We start from the raw sequence: 21,978 nt of genomic DNA, 5'->3' as shown, positions 1-21,978 counted from the left end.
TTGATTTACAGTTTTACTTGAAATCCTAGGGAAATAATCCGTCCGTAATCCGGGTATCCAGGCACTGTCTGATACTTTGTATCCAGCAGATTTTTGCCATCTGCAAAAACTCGTATCCGTTGATTTTCCCCTAGTCGATACCCCGCTGTGAGGTCAACCGCAATAAAATCGCCAAGGGCCGCTTTACCAAACTCTTCAAGATAAGCTTTTTCAACAAATCGGTCGTTTTTATATTTTCCGGTATAGTTCAGGAATCCATTGATATCCATTCTTTTTTTCTGGAAGTTAATCCCTGCATTTGCTATAAAATCGGGCATTTCATCATCTTTCGCCCAATCACCATCATCTTCAACTTCGCCCCTCATTAAAGTGATATTCGAAAATAAAGATATGTTTTCTGCAACAACCAACGATTTTATTTCCAGCTCAAATCCGTAATTACGTTTATCCGTATTTCGGTACAATTCCATGATTTCATTGTCTCCAATATCAACTGTTCCTCCACTGTATTCAATGGCCTTTTTACGGTTTACGAAAAAAGCGGTAGCCGAAAATCTTCCTGAATTCTGAAAATTTTTCACGTAGCCCAAATCATAATTCGTTCGAGTTTCATTATCCGGAGTTTCACCCATTTCATTCAAAGCCCCTTTTCTCGGATTCACACTTCCGCCAGCAAATGAAAAATGAAGCGAAGCATTAGCAGGCAATGAATAGGACAAGCCTGAAGTAGCCTGCCAAACCGGAGATTGCCACTGGTCAACAATCGGTTCAACCTTCGAAAACTTTCCTCCACTTCCTTCAATACTAAAACCTCCCCACTCGGCATAATACTCTTGGGTTAAGCGAAACCCGGCATCAATTACCAGGCGTCCGAAATTGTGCTGGTCGGTCACAACTCCCGAAACAGTTTGAACTCCAGCCTTCTTCCCGTAATAATACCGTTTACCTTCGGGAGCAATCCAGTAATTGTACAAAGCACCAAAACGCAAGGTGTTCTGTTCACTTAATGCCATTGCATTAATCTGATTAATGGTTACTTCCCAATCCTTTTCATTGTATTCGGTGAGCTTCCCCGTTGCCAGGTTTTCATTGTGATATTTCGGTTTTCGATGTGCGTAATTTACATATAACTCGCTGCTAAAATTAGCACTAGCCCGGTATTGCAATTTTGATGATACCAGGAACGACTTTAAGGGCTCGTATGATTCTTTTCTGGTTCTGAATTTGTCAGCTGCAGGTTCAATCGGTTGTGTCAACTGCCTCATGCCATCGAGATAAAAAATATTGGAAGACCAACTGAGCTTATCGTTCATTTTCCACTCGAAAAAACCATGCGCATTGTAAATATTTTCTTTACCATTTCTATTGTCGGGACCTTCTGTCCCGGAGCCATTCATCCCTATCCGATAGGAGAGCTTATCGGTAGAATTCCCATAAGAAGCTCCTGTATTATAGGTATTCAGCGAACCATATTTTGCATACAAATCCACTTCATTCTTCCTGGGTTGTTTCGTTTTTACATCAATTACCCCAGTTAGCGCCGACAAACCTTTTAACAAGGCCGAGCTCGAACGGATTATTTTAATCTCGCTGATATTAGAACTATTAAAAAAGTAAGGCATTTCGTGAAATTCGTTCTGCCATATTCCATTGATTGAATAGGAAGGGTAAGGATATTTCTGGCCCCTGACAGAAAAAAACTGCTTCACCTTACGCCCACGAGTTTCAGTCCAACCGCCTGGCACAAACTTTAGCGCATCAATTAAGCTTACTGCTCCCTGCTGCTCGATTTCAGTTGCCGTTACTTTTGAAACGGCTGGCATGAGTGAAGTTAGTTCACGTCCCGGGTTTTCGATAAGTTCTGTTTGGCTATAATTCCCACGAATGGTAACCTCATCAATCTTTCTATTATCGGGTTGTAAACGGATGGTAAGCTCCGTGTTTTTGTTTTCTTTAATTTGAAGATTAACTGATTCGCTAATAAAACCAACCATCGAAACAGTTAACTTGTAGTTCCCGTTTGAAAGAGTATTAAACTTAAACTCGCCATTGGCATTGGTAGCCGTTCCATAATTCCCCGGACTAACAACTACATTGGCCTCTCCAATCACCTTTCCCTCATCTTCGCTAATAACAATCCCTGAAACTGACTGAGCCAGCATAACAGCCGGAAAACTCGCAATAAAAAAAACAATTAAACGTTTTAAGTAATACTCCATCATATAAATTAGTTTAGTCAAATTCTTTGTCAATAAAATGATGTTAGTTCAACTGAAGCACGATCACTTTTAAGAACCTTCTACTCTTTTAGAGTTGATCTTGGAAATGTGTTTATCTCTTCTTCTTCATGATGCCTATCACCGTAATGTACATTTGCACTTACTCCAATATTCCTTGCCAAATCAAGGCTCTTATTCACAAAAATAAGACTCATGTCCTAATTATTGAATTGCTCAACAATTTAGTCAACTCAATAAAACACAGACCAAGATTCTATTTATTTGACACTCCTTTCCATTTGATTATACGCAACTTAAACACGCATGAAGCAGACTCTCCATCCTTGTCAAATATTTATTTGAGAGTACTCTTCTCTATTCCTAACATAAAAATAAAGCATCCATGCAAATCATTGGACATGTCCCCCGATTCTTTGAAAGAGCTATTCCCAAAAACTATTATCTACCAATAATGATTATATTTAAATTTTTAAACTTAATCCGTTCGTTAATTGTGAAAGTAAACGTAAAAAGAGTCGCTGTTAAATTAATCGCATTGATCATTCCACTATTGTTACAGTCTTCATGGCTAATGGCAGAAAACAAATGTTTTAAGGCTTCTCCCAATTACATTCGGGTAAATACCCAGAATTTCACGCCTCCGGCTTCTCAAATAACCACCGAATGCTGGATTAAAGCAAAGAGCTTTGAAAACTGGGCTGCACCTGTCAGTTACTTAACTGATAATTATCACGATGAATCGGGATTTGGCCTAACACTCAAAGATGGGAAGCTGCATTTCATGCTCAAAACAGTGAACATGAGAGGCGATGAATGGAACTACAACCCTGGGGTAAAGATTGAAGCCGATCAATGGGTTCACATAGCCGGAACCTATGACGGAGAATCGATTAAGATTTATAAAAATGGTGAACTAATTGAAAGTAAAACAACCTCCGGAAAGATTGATTGGACCTTTAAGCCATCGAGTTTGCATATTGGTGCCTTTAAAGATTTTAATGAGCGATTTGTTTTTGATGGAGAGATTGACGAAGTCCGGATATGGAATACAGCCCGATCATCAAGCGAAATTAACGAGTTTAGAAATCAGCACCTAAACGGGAAAGAAGAAGGTTTGATTGCTTATTACAATTTTGATACAGACAACAATACCTTCATTAAAGATCATTCTCCGAATAGCTTAAATGGGAAACTGAATATCCCAACCAAAGAGCATTGCTTTATCCCATCCGCATCAATGATTGCTCCCAAAATCAAGACAATTGAAATTAATTCGCCTTCATCGTTCACTACTGAATGGGAAATTGCTGAGAGTACATTTACATTCGACCATTACATTGTTGAATTATCAAACACAGAAAGCTTCGATCGCATCCTAAAATCCGTAAGGTCATCGAATAAACAATACACGATTGACAACTTACTGGGCGGCAGCAAAATTTACGTACGCATTAAAGGATACTGCCAAGAGTTTGGATACACGGCCTATTCTGATAAACAAGAGATTACAGAATTTGAAACCGCTCTTTCCGTAATGATAAAATCCATAGCCGAAGACAACAAGAACAATACACAGCACAAGCTTATGGATTACAACATCTTAACATCTGACTTTATCGGATTCCCAAGCCGGACAAAGGATATTCAATTTGAACTGAAGTTATCTAACCAAATACCGGAAAATATTAATTCGGGGAAAATTATCATTATTGGCCCATCAAAATCTTACGAGACAGAATTTAAGCAAAATTCTGAATTATCTTTGTTTAACCTGAAGCCCGGGAAATATGCAATTCATGTAAAATGGGGTTCAACCATAAACAATACCCCGTTAACAACAAACCTACGCATGGAAATAAAACCAATGTTCTTTCAGCAGATATACATCCAGATTATTCTGTTGGCGGGTCTACTTATACTGCTGTATATTGGAATAAAAAGGTACCGATTTATTTCATACAAGGCGTTAGATAAAATAAAGAAGGAACAACTACCAACAAAGGAAACCAACCAGGATTGGATTAGCCCTGATGAGCTGGCAAAAAAAGCAAGCTTAATAAAAGAAACTGTGCTCAATGAAGAACTATACCTCGATCCCAAGTTCAACCTAAAATCACTGGCCGAAAAGATTGATATTCCTCATTATCATATTTCGCGAATTTTAAAAGACTACTATGAACTTAATTTTAACGATTTTATAAATGAATTTAGAGTAAGCGAATTTATAAAGCAACTAAAGAACAGCAATCTTAAACACATAAAAAACAGCGCTCTGGCCTACCAATGCGGCTTTTATTCAGAGTCGACTTTCTTTAGAGCCTTCAAAAAGTTTATGGGAAAAACACCTCAACAATATCAAAAAGAACTGGAAGAACAGAAGGATTAGATCTGAGAAATTCGGATGACTAAAGTTTTAATTCTATTGAGTCGAAACGAAAGAAAAACAGACTTTTGTCACAGCCGTGCAGCTTCCGCAACACATGTATTTTCGAAGAGAATAGGCCAACTCAATAGCAGCTTAATTTCACTGACCAGACACTGTAAAGTCCATTAGCTGCCCGGATTGTTGGCCAAACCCCATCAGCACTAACTTATTGTCATACACCTCTACAATCCCATACGAATTATTCAATTCTGATTCCACCATCCCTTTCATCGTTAAATGGTGTATCCCTCCAATTTTATGATATCCGCCAGCATGATGGTGACCGGAAATCCAGGCAACAACATTCTCATACTTGCTTATGAGCTCCAATACTTTTTTGTTATCCCATAGCTGGGTTCCGTTTTCGGGCAATAAGGGCCAATGACAAAAAAGAACAACCTTCTTGTTGGAACGACTGGCTTTTTTTAGCCTTGTTGCTAACCATTGAAATTGCCTGGAGCCGAGGCCTCCATTCCAATTGTAGGCGTTGTTCTCACCACTTTCTTTTAGCCCATTCAGTTTTTCTATTGCCAGCTTATGGTCTTTCTTCCCCTTAATCGTTCCAAAAGTACTCAGATCTGTCCCATCTAAAACAATAAACATAAAGTCACCTTGCTGGTAAGCGAAATACCCCTTCTTATTATTCAAACGCGACCTTACTTTTGTCTTGTACTTCTCTTCAACATCAAAATCATGGTTTCCAATAACCTTATAAACCGGTGCTTTAGATTTCTCTAGAATAGGTAAAATATTGTCAAAACTTGTATAATCGTGGTCAATCATGTCGCCCAACGTCACGGAAAACGAAAGATCATAGCGATTTAATTCGCTTACACAGCTTTCCATCTTCTTCAATGAGTGGCGGTAATGCCTGCTTCCCGCTGCCTCCGCATCAGCATACTGCGGATCTGCAATTAGTCCGAATGAAAACAGTTTTTCACTCTGCTTTTGGTCTTCCGACTTAATCGCTTGCGAAAAGACAGGCTTTACAGGACTTAAAGAAGAAAACAGGACCATAATTACACTGAACACTTTCAGACTATAGGAGAAGCTAAAATTCATGACTTACAACTTTTCAGAATATATACAAACCGCTTTAAAGTTATTTATCTATCTCAAGATTTGCAACAAGAGGAAATGTTCTCATTATCGAATTCAAGTGATTTCTATAATGGCTAGTTTTTTCATAGCAAACTACTAGTATTAAATAAAAACCGCCTTTCTGCAAGATAACGGGAAGGACATTGAAGTAGTTCTTATTTGAGACGTTGTACAAATTAAGCCAATAAATATCAAATCATATGCCTTTCAAAGAAACTAGAGAGATCCTACTGAAGCCACTACATCAACTTATATTGCAAACATGCAGAATAATGCTTTCCGACATTACCAGGCACAACAAATTAGCAACAATAAAAAAAAGGAGCTAGAAATAAATCTAACTCCTTCTCTATCAATCTGTACCCCGGACGGGATTCGAACCCATGACCTACTGCTTAGAAGGCGTAACTCATCTTCTATCTATAGTTAGTTGATTTTTATATTTATCTATCAATGAACACCTTAGCGACACACCTATTATAAAATAAACCCTCAATAATTGCATTTATCTGCTTAATTGTTAGTAAATTTGTTAGTAAATAGAAATACTAACAACATGGAAAAGTCCAGTTTGCCACGTATCACCCACCCAGAACAAAACTTCGATACATTAAAAAGCAAAGGAGTATCGTTAGTTGCTTTTCTCGACACAGTCCGACCACGCAAAGACAATACCTTCACCGTGCGTCTTCAGTTGGTTTTCGATCGTATTCCGAAATACTATTCTACCAATATCAATTTGAGCACAGACCAATACCTCAAAATTGCAGCCAATGGTGTACGTGGCGACTTATTGGAAAAGAAGCGTATTATCCACCAGTTACTTAAAAAGGCCAATGATACTATTTGCCACATGGATGAATTCTCTTTCGAGTTATTCAAAAAACACTTCCTCCGCAGGTCCACAGAACGAAACGACATCCTTTCTTCCCTTGAAGATCTAACAGACCAACTCAAGAAAAACAATCAGCTTGGAACTGCTGACGTGTACCGACTTACAGCCAACCTCCTGAAAAAGTACACAAAAAAACAAAAGCTTCCATTCAACCAACTAACCCCTGACTTTCTCCGCAATTGTGAAAACTGGATGCTTGAAAAGGAATATTCCAAAACAACCATTTCTATGTACATGCGATGTATCAGGAAAGCTTTCAACGACCAAATCAGAACTGGAAGCATAAGCAGTGCAGCATATCCTTTTGGTAAAGACAAATACATAATCCCGGCACCCAGAAATATCAAGAAAGCACTAACCATTCAAGACATTGCAAAACTATTCAACTACAAACCTTTAAAAGGCACACCCGAACACTATTACCGCGATTTATGGCTATTCCTGTATCTCTGCAACGGAATTAACGTCAAAGACCTCTGCCTGCTTAAATACAGCAACATTAAAGGCGACACCATTGAATACGACCGTGCAAAAACAGCTAATACAAAAAGAAACTCCCCTCCTATCTCTATCCCAATATTACCCGAAGCGCAGAAAATCATCAAAACATGGGGTAATAAGCCAGCTAAGCCCAGTGCCTATATCTTTCCAGTCCTTTCAAAAGGAATGAATGCTGAACAACAACAGAAAACCACCAAACAACTGATCAAACAAATCAACAAGTACATTAAACGCATTGCAAAACTGGTGGGCATTCAGGCCAATGTGACTACCTATGTAGCTCGTCACAGTTACGCCACTATTTTAATGCGATCGGGAACAAGTATTGCCTTCATTTCTCAAGCTCTGGGACATTCCAATATTGCCACTACCGAAAACTATTTGGCCAGCTTCGAAAAAGAACAACAAAAAGAAATTGCAAAAAACTTGACAAAGTTTTAGTTTTAAGAAAAACTAAAGCAATGACCTCAATCCCTGTACATCCCGACCTCCAAGACCTGATTAAACAACACGAAAGCGGTGAAATAATCCTCGATATATATCAGGTAAAAGAGCTACTGAATGATGAATTCACTAAGCTCGACACAAACTTTTCAAGCAGCTTCCCAAGCGAGGAACAACTACAGTGGATAAAAACACTCGAAGACCTACTCTTTGTTTTAAACTTTCATATATTACGCCCGGAGGATGTGATTAAGACCTTTTCATCACTTGAATCCTACAATGATTGTATCAAAAAATTCATCCACCTCAAGATCACTGAGTTTTCTGCTTTGAATGATTTAGAAAATGTTCTCATAGACAAAGTAATTCTCTCACAGGCAGGCCTCGAAAAATTAATCCTCAAATCAGAAAAAGTCGAGGATGAAACATTCTTCAAGTCATTGTTGAGAAAAGCATACGAAATACACAACAGAATACCCTATCAAATTAAAGGAATCGACTACGATGCACTTATCAATCATTTTCATCTTCAAATTAAAATGATAATTGTACCTCTATCAAATTGCCTTGAAGAATTTCAAGAGCTTGTCACCTCTCAATCGAAACTAAATCCTTACCAAACCACTCAATATCTTGTTTCATTGAAACAAACCATTGATTCTTCACCAGTTGATGGCTCTGTTAATACCCAAGAAATACTCTACAAATCCATAGCACAGAAGCTTGAAAACCTGCTATTCATACAGCACCATAATCTTGTAGAAAATCCCCCACAGGAAAGCATGCTAAATAACATTGGTTTCATTGATAATTGTTTTGCGAATTATCAGAAACAGATCTCTACTCAACTAGAAGATCAAAATAATCCCAACAGCAAAATCAATTTCATTTCAAGGGAAATGTCCACCTGCAAAGAATTGATTATAACAACCTTTGACCCAACAATAGAAACCAACACCTTACCATCAAGGGCTATTGAGTATCTCCAGACTTTCAAAACTGCAATTACAAATCAGCAAAATAGTTCAACTCTAAATATTGACAATAATTTTAAAAAAATCCAAACAAATATATCTGTCGAGCAATTGGCCCTCCTATTCCGCATCCTTAAAGACGAGAACATAATAGCCAAGAACACAGAGGTCAAAAATCTGACAAGAGCTATATCAAACTTATTTTCTACGAAGAAAGCTGAAATCATATCACCTAACACCCTCAAAAACCATTTCGACGCACCTACTCCCAGTGCAATCGAATTTTGGCTAGAAAAAAAGCAGCCAATACAAACGCACCTAACCAAATACAAAGAAAAAACATCCAAGTAAACAACTGATATACTGCACATTCAGCTAGGATTGCACAACCCCCTGCAACTGTTTTGGCATCTATCTATTAGCTAGTTTTGCTCATGTAGATTTACAAAACGGTAGGTGCACCTACCCATTTTTCAACCTCAAAAAAGATAAAAAATGGGGAATATTGAAACTCAGTTGCAGGAACTCAAAAACCTGATATTACAGCAAAACCTTCTCCAGAAGGAAGTATTAACGCTTTCCGAAGCAGCGAAATACCTCGGTATATCCAAACCCACATTGTATAAGCTGACAAGTGAACACCGGATCAGCTTCTACAAACCGATGGGCAAAGTCTATTTCAAAAGATCCGAATTGGAGGAATGGATTTTCTCAAACAAACAGTCCTCTAACGATGAACTAGATGCAAAGATAACCGATTTCATCACCTCTAAATCCTACAGAGCATGACACCACTACCAAAACAATTCATCGGGCGTGGTGAAGTCAAGGGGTTTGCATTCACCCAATTGAAGGCTACCGGTATGGCTTATTTGTACCAAGTAGAGTCAATGGGTAAGTTACACTACGAAGTATTCAAAAAACGCGAAAACACCCGTTTCGGGAGAGTCAGTTACCCTACATCCAAAGCCTTTGGTATATGGGCGTGGACCTATAGGGATATCAGGAACGCTAGGCAACGATTTGTATCACTACATAATACTTTAAAAGATGAGAAAGAACAATAGTATAATTAGAAAGTATCGGGAACGTACATGCAAAGGCAAAGCAATATTTATTTTAAAGATTATCATCTGCTTGGCTGTACTTTATCTTCTAACATTTCACTTCAACATTTTCACCGATAGCGGTCGGCAAGAAATAGCTCAGTTAATCTCAAAAATCAGTAAACTATGACAACAATTAATAATAGTCCTACAACATACACAGGCAAAGAACTACTCCAGTTAGCAACCGAAGACATACCGTGGTTACTGGAGCCAGTATTTCCAAAAACAGGCTTGGTTGCAATCGCAGGTAGCTCCGACACCGGGAAATCTACCCTAATGCGCCAACTATGTATTGCAATCTCTAATGGGGAGAGCGAGTTCTTGGGCTTCAAGCTAAATTCGAGCATTCGCAACACAATCTATGTTTCAACCGAAGATGGCAAGTTTGCAGTATCGTCACAGTTAAACAGGCAAAACAAAAAACTGAGATTAGACGAAGAAGTGTTCAAAAATATCAAATACATATTCAGTTTTGAAGACTTAACCACCGAGTTAGGGAAATTACTTGCCAAGTCGAAAAACTCGCTAATAGTTGTAGACGCGTTAGCCGATATATACGGAAAAGACATGAATCAATCGAATCAAGTTCGCGGCTTTCTCAACGAATATAGCCAACTTGCCGAAAAACACGACTGTCTTATTGCTTTCGTTCACCATACGGGCAAAAGTTCCGAATTTAAGATGCCTAATAAAAATAACCTTTTAGGGAGTCAAGGAATTGAAGCTAAAATGCGCACTGTAGCTATTCTCCTAAAAGACAAGAAAACTCCTAACCTAAGACACCTCTGCTTTGTCAAGGGAAACTACATGAAGGATTCTTTTAAGAATGAATCCTTTACCTTGCAATTCGATGAAAACATGCTTTTCTCCTTCTCCGGCGACAGAGATTTAATCGAAAATTTGGCACTCGAGGAAGGCAAAAAACACAATAACGAACAAATATTTAGCTTATCTGCCCAAGGCTTCACGCAATCGCAAATTGCAACAAAGCTAAACATCTCACAAAGCTCGGTGTCTCGCACGCTTAATAACAAACAGGCACCTCTCCCGTGAGGGTGGTGTCTGTTTATTCATGCATGCATTACCGTATATCTGAATAATGAATAATACTTACTTCTACAGGAAAAAAGTATTATATAAAGAAACTAAAGTGTAACTTACCGTTACACTTTTTCTTTTTATATACATTAAAATTCCTGTAAAGGAATAATTATAATATTCATTCAAAATATCATATACCTTGAATGAATGAATATTTTTGCATCCAGTGTATTTATCGATTATTTAAGGAATGATGGAAGATAGTTTAGCAAACCTGTAGAATCCCTATGCTACCAGAGATAAATCAGGTGTTCACTTTGCCCGGAATATCTAGTTGCCACTTTGACAAGGAAAAAAGCTGTAGGAAATGTACCGGAAGTGATTTCAAAAGTCAGCGATCCTGAGTTAAATGTCAATCATCGCAGCTTACTTTAAGCCAATCACAAAAGCCACTCAATTCCTCCCCAAATAACACGTGTAGCTCGCCCCAGACCGACGATCTTCCGACAGGTGATATAGATGCCCACTCAAGCATAATAACGCCTCTAAGGTCGCAATACAGTAAGTCTGGTATATGAAAAGGAAATTGATCGATTGAAAAGCGTACTTACATTCCCTTACAGGAACGCTACAATCAAATTAAACCAAGTACGGTTTTGTTTTCGATGACTTAACGAGCCGCCCTATATATGCCTGAGATTTAAATGCCCGGTGGACATTTAAAACGAAAGAGAGGAGCCGAGCTCGCGTACGCTAGGTGGTGTGAAAGCCTCTCCCTGCTAGCCTTGGCTAGTGGGGCGGGCTACTCGACTCTCTGCTGGCTTTCTTAATCCACAATCTTTAATTTGTAATGATTAAAAAAACGATTTATCCCTTTAAAATCTCAGCTTTGAAGCCTTTACTTTTAACTATAGCAACTACTTCTTTTTCGGTAATACCGTCCGATTTTACTGTAAGGATTTTGTCCACATGGTCCGTATCCACGTTCCAGTGGCAGATTCCCTCTACGTTATCTAAGTCAGACTGAACTTTTGATACACAACCTCCGCAATTAAGGTTTGTTTTGAACTGAAATTCTTTATTTTCCATTGTTTAAAAATTTAATTATTATTTGATATAATAACGCTCTGAATTGTCTACAATCTATAGCTTGATTTCTGATATCTGCTGTTTTACTTTTTCCATTTCAATCGCAAACTATTACTGACCACGCTTACACTACTTAATGCCATAGCTGCACCGGCAATCATTGGGTTAAGCAAGAAACCGTTAATCGGGTAAAGAATGCCTGCTGCAATCGGAATACCGATAAGGTTATAAATAAATGACCAAAATAGATTTTGCTTAATGGTGGCTACGGTATGTCTTGAAAGTCTAATTGCCTGTGGTATTTTGGAAAGATCTGATGAAATGATTGTCATTTTTGCAACGTCCATTGCAATGTCTGAACCTTTGCCCATTGCTATGCTTACATTGGCTGTTGCTAAAGCCGCACTGTCGTTAATACCATCGCCTACCATAGCGACTACTTTTCCTTGCTGTTGCAGTTCTTTAACAAAATCAGCTTTGTTTTGTGGCAACACTTCTGCTTTATAATGCTTAATTCCTGTCTGCTCTGCAATGGCTTTGGCAGTTACTTCGTTATCGCCTGTAAGCATATACAAATCAATTCCCATTTCCTGCATTTCTTTGATTGCATCTACTGATGTTTCTTTTATTTTGTCGGAAATAGCAACTACGGAAAGGGCTTGTTTACTGTCCGAAAACCAAATAACGGTTTTGGATAATTTACTCCATTCATCAGCTTGCTCTTGTAATGGCTCAGGAATACTGATATTGTTTTCTGCCAATAGTGTCTTGTTACCCACAAAATAGGTTTCATTATTGTAGTCGGCTTTTGCTCCTTTACCTGTAATACTGTCGAAATTAGACAAAGATTTGGTTGCAACTCCGTCCAAGTGTTTTACAACTGCTTCTGCCAACGGGTGCTCGGACTGATTTTCTATACTTAATAGAATGGCTTTGGTTACATCATCATTATGGTGCCATTGAATACCTGTTACCTGTGGTCTGCCCTCTGTAATCGTTCCTGTTTTGTCAAATATGATGGCATTGACTTTTTTAGTCAACTCTAAACTTTCTGCGTCTTTAATCAAAATACCTTGTTCTGCACCTTTACCTACGCCCACCATAATTGCCGTAGGTGTAGCCAAACCCAAAGCACAAGGACAGGCAATAATCAATACGGTAATGGCAGCCAATAATCCCTGTACTACGCCAGTGTCGCCACCCAAAATGAACCATAAAATAAATGTGAGAATAGCAATAACTATCACTATGGGAACAAAAATACCTGCAATCTTATCTACCAACTTTTGTACAGGTGCTTTGCTTCCCTGTGCGTCCTGTACCATTTTGATGATTTGGGCAAGCATTGTTTCCTTACCAACTTTTACCGCTTTGAATTGGAAACTTCCTTTTTGGTTAATCGTCCCTGCAAAAACCTTTTCGTTTTCCTTTTTCAAAACAGGTACAGGCTCTCCACTTAACATACTTTCGTCTACGTAGGAACTGCCCAAAGTAACCAAACCATCCACCGCAATCTTTTCGCCCGGCTTTACAAGGATAATATCGCCCGCTATTACGTCTTCAATTGCCGTTTGTTTCTCCGTTCCGTCATTTTGTATTACGATAATGGTTTTAGGTTGTAAGCCCATTAGTTTTTTTATAGCAGAAGATGTATTGCCTTTTGCTTTCTCCTCCAATAATTTACCTAACAGAATGAATGCGATAATGACTGATGCTGCTTCAAAGTAAACGTGAGCGTGTAAACCTCTCTGATGCCAAAACTCGGCAAAAAGCATATTGAATACACTAAACATGTAGGCAATTCCCGTACTCAATGCTACAAGCGTATCCATATTGGCAGAACCGTGTTTGGCCTGTTTCCACGCATTTACAAAGAAATCCCTGCCCAACCATAATACAACAGGGGTAGAGAATGCCCACATAATCGGGTTGGCATAAGGCATATTCATAAAAAACATTCCTATAACTACAACAGGCAAAGACAGAACAACTGCCAAGATGGTTCTGGCTTTTAGTTGATTAAATTTCTTTTCGTGGATAGCTTCTAAAGTATCCTGCTGTTTGGTTTCATCTTCAATCAATAAGTCATAACCAATACCTTGTACTGCTTTTTGTAGTTTGGGAGCATCGATCATATTGGGCAAGTACTCAACACTAAGATTTCCCGTTGCGAAGTTGACGGAAGCATTAACTACGCCCTCCTGATGTTGCACAATGCTTTCGGCACTGCTTGCACACGATGCGCAAGTCATTCCTAATACAGGGAAAGTCTGGGTAATTCTATTTTTATCTCTTGTTGCCATATCTCGTTGTTTTTTGATTACAATACAAAATTGGCAATAATATGAGAGGCTGTTATTGTGGAATTTTGGAAATGGTTTGTAAGATTTACTTATACCTCGTCCAAAGGTTTTCTTCTCTCTTTACGTATCTTTTTAAAATGGCTGGGGGAAAGTCCTGTTACTTTTTTGAATTGGTTGCTTAAATAGCCTACACTCGAATAGTTCAGACGAAATGCAATTTCGCTCAAAGACAGCTCATCATATACCAACAATTCTTTTACCTTTTCTATTTTTTGAGCAATAAAGTATTTTTCAATAGTAGTACCCTCTACCTCTGAAAACAGGTTGGACAAATAATTATAATCGTGATGCAGTTTGCTGCTTAATACATCTGAAAGGTTGGTTCTTATTTCATTGTCCTGATAATGCACAAGGTCTATAATTATATTCTTCATTTTTTCAATGATACGGCTTTTTTTGTCGTCAATAAGTTCAAAACCCAACGGCATCAGTACTTCATGTAATTTATTCTTTTCTTTATCCGTGAGCCCATTATTTAACACAACCTCCCCTAGTTTTATGTTCTTTACATTCAAACCTAATTTATCCAATTCGTTTTGCACTACCATAATACAGCGATTGCAAACCATATTTTTAATAAAGAGTGTTGTCATATTTTTCTCCTAATATTTCATTTTTGGCACAGTCGTCTATTTAGCTTGCAGAGAACGGCTCGGCTATGCGTAGTGCAGGATCTCAAGGAACTTCACAGTCCGTTTACCGAAAAGCTTATTTTACGTTTTTACTTTCAAAAAGTAGCACCAAACCCCGCATTACGGATAGCCATCGTTGTGCGGTCGGCTTTTTTATTTTTTGAATTTCATCCTTTAACAGCAACTAGTCCCTTGTTGTACTGGCGGACATTTTACTGTCCCGTAACTACAATAAACGCAACAGTCACCTTGTTTTGGCTTTAATACTTTCTTGCAGTTTTCACACTCGTAAAAGTATTGGCAAGCGTCTGTCGGCATAGTTTCTTCCTTTTGATGTCCGCAGTGTGTGCAAGTAATTATTGATTGGAATTCTATATTCATTTTATTTTTTGTCTGTTACTGAGTAGCCTGTCTTTTCAATGGCTTTTTCAATTTCTTCAATGGCTGCTTGGGCTTGGGCAATTTCAATGATTGCGTCTCCGATTTCGTAAGATACAGTCCTCTCGTTTATTCCTGTCAGTTTATTTACTTCCTGTTTTACCTGTTCTTCACAACCAGAACAAGTCATTCCGCCTATTTTGAACTCTGCTGTCTGAATTTTGGACTGGTCGGTGACGACTGTTTTATTTTCTGACTTTGAAAAGAAATCGTGAGCATAAGTTGGAATTACAAGCATTAGTCCTGAAAAAACTGTCGCGATAGCCAAAAAGTTCTTTGTCTGAGTGAAAGGTTTTTTTTCAGTCGTATCGCAGTCGCAGTCCATTTGTTTTTTCGGTTTCAGCTTTTGATACCAAGCAAATCCAAGCACCAAAACTGTCAGCCCGATTAAATACGGTCGCAAAGGGTCAAGCCAAGAAAAAGTCGAAGCAAGTCCTCTTGTCCCAGAAAGCATAGCCAAAACAGGTGTAATACAACACAGGGAAGCCGAAATGGCTGTCAAAAGCCCAAGTCCTGCTAGTTTGTTTTCTGATTTCATTTTATTTCTTCTAATGCTCTTTAGTTGTCTTTTTTCAGCTGCCTCACAAAGGTGAGTATAAGAATAGTAGCCGACTGCGTGGCACTTTCCTGTCAAATTACACGAAAGCTCTGGAAAAATGTTTAAAATACAAATTTTTAGTATTAAATCGTAGTGTGATGCATGAAATTATTCCATAGGGTTTACCCTGTGGAATCTACGTTTTCATTCCATAGGGTTTACCTTGTGGAATCTGAGTTTTCATTCCATAGGGTTTACCCTGTGGAATCTGAGTTTTCATTCCATAGGGAGTAAGTCCCTTACGGGCGGGGGTAACGCCTCGAACCGTTAGCAAGTTTCCCGAACACAAAAACGGGAAGTAACTTCTTCGTTTAAGCCATAAAAACAAGGAGAAAAAACCGCCAAAAATAAAAAGCCCGACCATCGTGGTCAGGCAAAATAGCTTATATCCGATTGGAAAACCCATAAGACTTGTTTCGGCTATCAATCCCGGTTTACGTCAACACCGCGTTCAGCCACTGTGCTGCGCACTGGCCGAACACTTAATTGTTAGCTTTCGTGTTTCTTTTTCTTTAATTTCTAACATCCATTTTGGAAAGTCAGTATTTTTAATTTCAAATTCTGTTTCTAAAGTTTCATTAATTTTTATCAATATAGCATTAAGCCTTGACATTGTTTCAACAAACTTATATTTCGAATATTCACCATGTATCCTATAATAAAAAATGAATTCACGAAGTAGTTCAATGAATGATTCCCATAAATCTTTGTGTTGAGAATTTCGTTCAATGTGCATTTCATTCTCTATTATATATTTGATAATTTTATGTTTTGAGTTTAAATATCTTTCAATTCCAATATTTGGGTAGACAATAATAGTTTCATGCGAAGAACATGGATAGCATTCTTTTCTAAGTACTTTATTTTTCTGATTTAATTTGATATTTGTCGTATCAATAAAAAAGTAATCATTATCATCTGTAGTTAATAATTCAACTTTCAACTTGAGAAGTTCTGCCAATTTTAAAATACTTTTTGAAATATCTTCATCAAAAGCTAATATTATAGGGATGTTTAACTGTTCATATAGTAATTTGGTTTTTTCTTGATTGTGCTCCGGATTTTCATGCCTGTCAATAGCTTTATAGTTATTTAGAATTAGAAATTTTCTAAATTAAGGATTTCAGAAAAGCTAGAAATATCTTCACCACTAGAGCTATATGTTTTTAAGAACCAATTATTTTTTAATAGTTCAATAGTCTTTTCATCTATATTATAAAGGCTTAAATAATTTGAAATAAACATATTCGATTTCAAATACTTTACCTCTTTTGGAAGATTTTTCCAGCTACTAAATACTTTATCAATTAGGTTGTTTTCAAAATTTGCAACAATTGCTTTGAGGGTTTCTGAATTATTAAATCTATTTCTAGAAATATTCAGGTTTAGTTTTGACTTGGTATTTATTTCTCCAATTGTATTTCGAAGTATAGAGTTGCCAATTGAAGTAACGTAAATTCCCTTTTGATATAATTTATAACTAGTGTGATAAGAATTACCTAAAATATCATAGAGACTTATAGGGTCAATTATTTGCTCTTTTTTAATTACAAATAAATTAATTTGTCCTTCATAATATTCTGTATTCAAGTAAGATTCAATAATATCTAATTCAGATATTTTGTCTTGTGATAATATTTTTACATTTTCAGATATTAGCTTTGTTTTGTCAATTGCAAAACCTTTATTTGAAATTTCATAAACGCCATCCGAATCATCTTTTAGTATTAGGTTTAAATCTATGAACCTAAAATAGTGTTCGATTTTTTCAACTAAATAACTGAAGTCTAATTTTTGATTTAAGTAGATTGTTATTTTTGTGCCTGTAGTATCTTTTGATGCATTATCAAAAAAGTAAAATGAGCTTTCTGCATTCCTTGTGACTCTATATTTTATTGCTTCACTATTTTCTGATTTTGTTTCAACATCAAAGCTGTCGCATAAAAGAAAATATGAGAAAACACCAACACCAAATTGACTGATAGATTCATAATTCTTAGATATATTCTCTTGTAAATAAAAACTACTGTTTAGTTTGGCAAAATAAGTTTCAATTATGAAGAAATCCATTCCCATACCGTTATCTTCAATAATAAGCTTGGAATCAACTAGCTTTATAGAAATTGATGGATTGTAGTTTTTTGAAATACTCGTTTTATACAGGCATGTATCTATTGAATTCTGAATTACTTCTCTAATTGCAACAAAATTATCATCATATAAATTTTTACCGATAAAAGCATTAAAAGTATTTTGAAAATCAAAACTAAACCCTATTTCCTTTGGAAGGAATCCAATAGTTTCAATTTCTTGCACTATTTGAGTGTACCTAATATTTAAATGGTTTTTATTTTTGGGAAATAAGTGAATTAACTTATGAAATTCATTTAATACATTTTGAATCTTTATTTTTTGTTCAAGTAGACCGTAGTATACGTTACGTAAAGAACATTCAGCAGTTATAATTATTTTATTATCATTATAGCTAATGAAGTAATTTGATTTATGTTTCTCCCATTCTTCAATACTTGTTTTCTCAGTTGGGTAGTAGTTGTTAAACAATAACTCAGGGGTTCTATCATTTGTAATATCAAGTTCATCTGCTAATCTCAACAAACCAGCGAGAAAAGGAAGGCAAACAAATTCTTTTCCTCCTTTAACAATGTATTCGTGCTTGTAAACTTCTGTATCAAAAAGATTAACTTTTCTATGTCCCATGCAAACTAAACCAATAGCAGTAGCGTATTTTTTGTTTGGAATCTTTAAGATTTTCCAATTTTCAAGAATATACTTAAAACTTAATTCATGATGAACTTTTCGTATTTCCTCTGCTAAATCATCATTCTGCAGTTTAAGCTCTTCTTGCATTTGAATAGAAGGACTCATCCCAATATCATGCAAGTAGGCAGACATAATTAAAATATAAAGTTCATCTTCATTTAAATGCTTAATGGAATCATCAAGTATTTCTATAGCATAATTCAATACAATTTTTGAATGATTTATTGAATGGTCAGTATAATCAGGAAAATGAGAAATATATTTTTGTAAAACCGGTGTGATTTGTTTTTCACACTCTGTAATACTTGCTGCTAAGTCTGGATTCTTTATAAAGTTCTCAATTATCATCATTGTAGTTTTTTTTCTAACATGAAAGCTAACACTTGTATATCCACAGTCTTGTGGATATATTCGCTTTAGATGGATGTGTTTTTGTTGGTTGAAATGCTGCTTAGGGGTGGTTGATGCGTGTAGGATGATACTGTCATTGGTTTTTTTAGGTTTACAAATTGTTTGATTAGCTTGTTTAAAAATAGGAATTTTTTGTTTCAAAAGTCAAGTTTATCCAAAGGATTTTGGATTTGGTCAAACCCTTTATGGTACTTTGGGTCAAGCAACATCCATTTTGCATCCAGCAGAAAGATTCATTTTAGTGTGATATAAATTTATGGATTCTTCTGCAAATAACAAATATAATTTCCGTTAAATAAGCCCCCTTAGCCTCCCGTAAATCAACGATCTCCCTCTAGGCGACCATCTCATCCACTAGAATAAAACAAGCGCTCTATCACTCCACCTGACAACACGTTGCAGTCAGCCTTCCCTACGAATTTTCTTACACCCTAACTTTCCCAAAGCCCCTGTTTTAAGCCCCCATTAACCGAAATAGGAATGTTTAACACTTGGTCAGGCAAATACAACCTGTCAATAAAGAAAATGCTTAATTTCTCAAATGGGGAGGCTCAAAAGCCAGTGTAAATCATACCCGACATGAACAAACTAATGTTCCTGATTATTCCTGAACATTTTTACCTTTGATCTGAAAAACTATTTTCCATGCACACCTATCGAATCAAGTATAAGGAGAAGATTCCAAACATTTCAAATCGTCGAAGGGTCGCTCTACAGCTAAAACCACTTTACTGGAACAATAGGCAAACCCCAAACGACTGGTATTGGTTCGAAAACAAGATAGAACTTAAAGAAGTTCCCGAACCCCATGACTATTGTGTTGATGTGATCTGCTCAGATAAACTGCTGGAAGGAGGAGCTTGGTTTGCTCCAATCATCATGAAGCTAAGACCCAATAAGGATATCGATGCCATCCTATATTTACAGGGAAACATTGAGGATAATTGGGTTACAATTTACAGCAAGTTTCCATAGAACACCCTTCCCAAACTGATAACCGTTAACCGACAATTTATCCTGTGAAATTCACGGAGTGAGTATTTCATAGGACTGATAACTGACAACTTCCTTGCGCTTCCCAGCCCTTCTGTTGTTTGTTTTCGTCACACTTTTTGTAAGGCCAACCCACCAACAGCACTTGGTCTTTTCGTCCCTCAAAGCCCAAAAGCTATTCCCTGCACACAAAACAAAAAGACGGTCTCTTTACCCCATGGAATTATTTCAAACAAATACCGGAGGTATTCCATCGGGGCCAATGCGCCCAAGTGCCCTTGCGCCAAAAACAAACAACCCAAAGCAATAGTTACATAATGGCTTCTTATAGGAACAGCCGCACAAACCCCTGCCAGACCAAAGCCGTCCCATAAGTCAATTATGTAAAAATTGCCTCACCCCGCACACCCAACCAGCTTGCTTATCCGCTATCCGTCACGTCCTGAAGACCTCATTGACCCCACCTCCCTTTTACCCTCTGAAATTCCTCCAAATTCTGTAACTTACCAATATGTATTATACCTATATTTTACAAAGCGAATTAGATGGCCAGTTCTATGCTGGCTATACCCAAAATTTGGAGGAAAGATTTGAAGCCCACTGCAAGGGGCAAGTCGAATCCACCAAAAATCGCCGACCACTGAAATTGATCTATTTTGAAGCCTGTCTAAGTCAGGCAGACGCACTGAAGCGAGAGAAGTATTTCAAAACCCATTATGGGAAAATGTTTATCCGGAGTAGGCTCAAATCTTATTTCACAGGGTGAAGCGGTGCAGGGCATCATTGTTTATCGGCCTATGCCTGCGGTAGCTTCGCTTCCCTCCACTTCGGGCTACTGCGGCACCACACTAACGTATAACTCACCTTCGTGCCACTACCTTGCTCTCAGCTCAGCCACCTCAGCATCCCACACAAGATTGAAGCCTCCACTGCGTTCCGGCTCCAACCTTGCCTTCCCAAACCCAAGCAGCGGTTTGCCCTGCCTATTGTCCACCCCGTCTAAGAACCCCCGACGTCTTTCACCTTGGCTTAATGGCCCGCTTAGGAAAGCTATGCCTCGGGTCTGAAATCACCCAAAAGACTTCGACATAAACCCACATCCCCACGCTAAACCCATTTATTTCGATTCCTTTTGTCCATTTCATCCCCTCAAAATTCTGGTGCCTAAGCGTTCAATTAAGCCGACTCAGGCAATACAAGACCAAACACTTTCATCCTCAGTTTGTAGCAAAGCAGGGCAGGAATCAAAGTTATTTTTTATGATTAATTTTGTATTAGTGGATTTGAGAAAAGTATTAAGCCGTACCATCTCATTACCAAGTCCATGAAAACAATTTGTAAACCAATTTAAACAGTATTCTTATGGCAGTAATTAATCAAGGTATCTTAGGTGGCTTCTCCGGTAAGGTCGGAACAGTCATTGGTGGCAGTTGGAAAGGTATCGACTACATGCGTAGCAAGCCTGTAAGTGTGGCAAATCCCAGAACTCCTGCTCAGGTAGATCAGCGAACCAAGTTCGTAACGGTATTAAACTTTTTACAACCGCTCACTTCGTTTCTTCGAACCGGGTTTAAAGACTATGCCGTTAAAATGAGCGCATTTAATGCAGCAATGTCCTACACCATTCAAAATGCCGTTAGTGGTACTTATCCAGAGTATGGAATTGCTTACGCGGACGCATTAGTCTCCAGAGGCAGTTTAACAGGAGCACTCAATCCGTCTATTCAGGCAACTATCCCCGGGCAAATCGATTTCTCTTGGGTAGATAATTCCGGCACAGGAACAGCACTGGCAACAGACAAGGCAATGTTGGTTATTTACAACAGTGCTAAAAACCAAGCCGTAACTATTAATGGTGGTAATACTCGCACTAGCGGAAGTCAGGTAGTCACGGTGCCTGCTACTTTTTCCGGTGATGAATTGAGCTGCTACATCGCATTTCA

18 protein-coding genes are annotated in these 21,978 nt (G+C 37.7%); 8 read left to right on the top strand and 10 right to left on the bottom strand.

What is annotated here, in order from left to right; translation table 11 throughout:
• Positions 1–5 precede the first annotated feature (5 nt).
• On the bottom strand, positions 6–2,222 hold the full coding sequence (locus ACUNWA_RS16180) for a TonB-dependent receptor (RefSeq protein WP_445592968.1): 2,217 nt from the start codon (positions 2,220–2,222) through the stop codon (positions 6–8).
• A gap of 589 nt (positions 2,223–2,811) precedes the next feature.
• Between ACUNWA_RS16180 and ACUNWA_RS16175 the strand changes: the two genes are divergently transcribed.
• Positions 2,812–4,626, top strand: a complete 1,815-nt coding sequence (locus tag ACUNWA_RS16175; RefSeq protein ID WP_445592967.1) for a LamG-like jellyroll fold domain-containing protein — start codon at positions 2,812–2,814, stop codon at positions 4,624–4,626.
• A 138-nt stretch (positions 4,627–4,764) separates the two neighbouring features.
• Here the strand turns inward: ACUNWA_RS16175 and ACUNWA_RS16170 are convergent, their stop codons facing one another.
• Positions 4,765–5,727: a metallophosphoesterase gene (locus ACUNWA_RS16170; RefSeq protein WP_445592966.1), complete on the bottom strand. Its 963-nt coding sequence runs from the start codon at positions 5,725–5,727 to the stop codon at positions 4,765–4,767.
• A 595-nt stretch (positions 5,728–6,322) separates the two neighbouring features.
• Between ACUNWA_RS16170 and ACUNWA_RS16165 the strand changes: the two genes are divergently transcribed.
• From ACUNWA_RS16165 to ACUNWA_RS16150, 4 genes are all read left to right on the top strand, one after another.
• Entirely contained in the window at positions 6,323–7,603 is a 1,281-nt protein-coding gene (locus ACUNWA_RS16165) for a tyrosine-type recombinase/integrase (protein WP_445592965.1), read from the top strand.
• A 20-nt stretch (positions 7,604–7,623) separates the two neighbouring features.
• Complete coding sequence (locus ACUNWA_RS16160) at positions 7,624–8,931, top strand: hypothetical protein (RefSeq protein WP_445592964.1); 1,308 nt, start codon at positions 7,624–7,626, stop codon at positions 8,929–8,931.
• Between the two features lie 144 nt (positions 8,932–9,075).
• Positions 9,076–9,369: a helix-turn-helix domain-containing protein gene (locus ACUNWA_RS16155; RefSeq protein WP_445592963.1), complete on the top strand. Its 294-nt coding sequence runs from the start codon at positions 9,076–9,078 to the stop codon at positions 9,367–9,369.
• Positions 9,370–9,812: 443 nt separating this feature from the next.
• Positions 9,813–10,742 (top strand): AAA family ATPase, encoded by a 930-nt coding sequence (locus ACUNWA_RS16150; RefSeq protein WP_445592962.1) that lies wholly within the window; start codon positions 9,813–9,815, stop codon positions 10,740–10,742.
• 855 nt (positions 10,743–11,597) lie between these two features.
• On the opposite strand, the gene ACUNWA_RS16145 is transcribed toward ACUNWA_RS16150, so the two are convergent.
• From ACUNWA_RS16145 to ACUNWA_RS16110, 8 genes are all read right to left on the bottom strand, one after another.
• Positions 11,598–11,819: a heavy-metal-associated domain-containing protein gene (locus ACUNWA_RS16145; protein WP_445592961.1), complete on the bottom strand. Its 222-nt coding sequence runs from the start codon at positions 11,817–11,819 to the stop codon at positions 11,598–11,600.
• An 83-nt stretch (positions 11,820–11,902) separates the two neighbouring features.
• Complete coding sequence (locus tag ACUNWA_RS16140; RefSeq protein WP_445592960.1) at positions 11,903–14,122, bottom strand: heavy metal translocating P-type ATPase; 2,220 nt, start codon at positions 14,120–14,122, stop codon at positions 11,903–11,905.
• A gap of 89 nt (positions 14,123–14,211) precedes the next feature.
• Positions 14,212–14,775 carry a helix-turn-helix domain-containing protein gene (locus ACUNWA_RS16135; protein ID WP_445592959.1) on the bottom strand — a complete coding sequence of 188 codons (564 nt, stop codon included), beginning with the start codon at positions 14,773–14,775 and terminating at the stop codon, positions 14,212–14,214.
• Positions 14,776–14,988: 213 nt separating this feature from the next.
• On the bottom strand, positions 14,989–15,195 hold the full coding sequence (locus tag ACUNWA_RS16130; protein ID WP_445592958.1) for a GDCCVxC domain-containing (seleno)protein: 207 nt from the start codon (positions 15,193–15,195) through the stop codon (positions 14,989–14,991).
• A 1-nt stretch (position 15,196) separates the two neighbouring features.
• Positions 15,197–15,790 (bottom strand): mercuric transport protein MerTP, encoded by a 594-nt coding sequence (merTP, locus tag ACUNWA_RS16125; RefSeq protein ID WP_445592957.1) that lies wholly within the window; start codon positions 15,788–15,790, stop codon positions 15,197–15,199.
• A 196-nt stretch (positions 15,791–15,986) separates the two neighbouring features.
• Positions 15,987–16,256, bottom strand: coding sequence for a hypothetical protein (locus ACUNWA_RS16120; protein ID WP_445592956.1), 270 nt, complete (start codon positions 16,254–16,256; stop codon positions 15,987–15,989).
• Positions 16,257–16,301: 45 nt separating this feature from the next.
• Positions 16,302–16,811, bottom strand: a complete 510-nt coding sequence (locus ACUNWA_RS16115; RefSeq protein WP_445592955.1) for a hypothetical protein — start codon at positions 16,809–16,811, stop codon at positions 16,302–16,304.
• A 137-nt stretch (positions 16,812–16,948) separates the two neighbouring features.
• Entirely contained in the window at positions 16,949–19,183 is a 2,235-nt protein-coding gene (locus ACUNWA_RS16110; protein ID WP_445592954.1) for an HD domain-containing protein, read from the bottom strand.
• Between the two features lie 504 nt (positions 19,184–19,687).
• Here ACUNWA_RS16110 and ACUNWA_RS16105 point away from each other — a divergent pair.
• The 3 genes from ACUNWA_RS16105 to ACUNWA_RS16095 form a co-directional block, all read left to right on the top strand.
• Entirely contained in the window at positions 19,688–20,017 is a 330-nt protein-coding gene (locus ACUNWA_RS16105; RefSeq protein ID WP_445592953.1) for a hypothetical protein, read from the top strand.
• 529 nt (positions 20,018–20,546) lie between these two features.
• On the top strand, positions 20,547–20,801 hold the full coding sequence (locus ACUNWA_RS16100; protein ID WP_445592952.1) for a GIY-YIG nuclease family protein: 255 nt from the start codon (positions 20,547–20,549) through the stop codon (positions 20,799–20,801).
• Between the two features lie 596 nt (positions 20,802–21,397).
• Positions 21,398–21,978 (top strand): DUF6266 family protein (locus ACUNWA_RS16095; RefSeq protein ID WP_445592951.1); only part of this gene is annotated, 581 nt, incomplete at its 3' end.

Source organism: Sunxiuqinia sp. sy24 (genome assembly GCF_052677165.1).
The sequence above is the reverse complement of the archived record's forward strand: the minus strand, read 5'-3'. Positions and strand labels throughout refer to the sequence as shown.